At 60.2% G+C, this 1,286-nt stretch carries 1 protein-coding gene; it reads left to right on the top strand.

What is annotated here, in order from left to right:
- Positions 1 to 1,286, top strand: a 1,286-nt coding sequence (locus OB03_RS13985) for a recombinase family protein (RefSeq protein ID WP_461344564.1), incomplete at both ends; no start/stop codon positions are given.

Raw genomic sequence — 1,286 nt, 5'->3', positions numbered from 1 at the left:
GACATCGAGGCCAAGCGGATAGATGTGGTGGTGGTCTATAAGGTCGATCGCCTGACGCGCTCGCTGGCCGACTTCTCCAAGATTGTGGAAGTGCTGGATCGTACCGGCTCCAGCTTTGTCAGCATCACCCAGGCCTTTAACACCACCACTTCCATGGGGCGGCTGACGCTGAACGTCCTTCTGTCTTTTGCCCAGTTCGAGCGCGAAGTGACCGGAGAGCGGATCCGCGACAAGATCACTGCCTCCAAGAAGAAGGGCCTGTGGATGGGAGGCACCCCGCTGCTGGGCTATGACCCCGACGGGCGCACCTTGAAGATCAACGAACAAGAAGCCGAGGCGGTGCGCTGGATGTTTGCCCGCTATCTGGAGGTGAAGTCTGTGCACCAGATGGTCAAGGATGCATCGGCTAAGGGCATCTGCGCCAAGCGCTGGGTTAATCGCCACGAGGTAGAGACCGGTGGCGGGCCGTTGCAACGTGGGGCTATCTACTACCTGCTGCGCAACCGCACCTACATCGGTGAGATCCCCCACAAGGACCAATCCTACCCCGGTCAGCATGAGGCGATTATCTCGCGCAAGACCTTTGATGCTGTGCAGGCCTTGCTAGATGAAACCCGTCGCACCCGAAAACCGGGCAAGGCCCGCCCCAACCATAGAGGCGCACCCTTGAGTGGACTGATCTTCGATAGCGCCGGGCAGGTGATGTCGCCGGTCAGCGCCAGCCGTAAGGGCGGGGCGACCTATCGATACTATGTCTCAACGGCGGTACAGAAGGGGCGCAAGTCTGAAGCGGGAGTGCATCCACGCGTGCCTGCGCCGGTGATTGAAGAGGCCGTGCTCAAGGCTGTGGCTCCCTTACTGGAGACCAAGAAATCACCCAGTTGGGATCAGGTGCGTGATGTGATCGACCGCATTGAGGTGAAGAGCGAGGGGCTGAAGATCAGACTGGATCCGGCACGTATAGCCGAGTGCCCCATCAGCGATGCGGGGAAGATGCGATTGGCGCAACTGGAGCAGGAACAGAATCAGCCGGTGATCCTCTGTCCGATCCAGATTACCAAGCGCGGCGGACTGACCGTGCTGGGGCCCAATGGCACCGAGGCCATCATCAAACGCCATCTGGACCCGGCCCTCAGTTCGGCCTTGGTCAGGGCCGAGGCCTGGAAGCGCAAACTCTTGAACGGCGAGGTGACTAGATTGGAAGATCTAGCCCGCGCCGAAGACATCAACTCCACCTATGCCGCGCGCATGCTTCGGGTGGCTTTCTTGGCTCCGGAGATCAAGGC

The organism is Brevundimonas sp. GN22 (genome assembly GCF_054824005.1).
The sequence above is the reverse complement of the archived record's forward strand: the minus strand, read 5'-3'. Positions and strand labels throughout refer to the sequence as shown.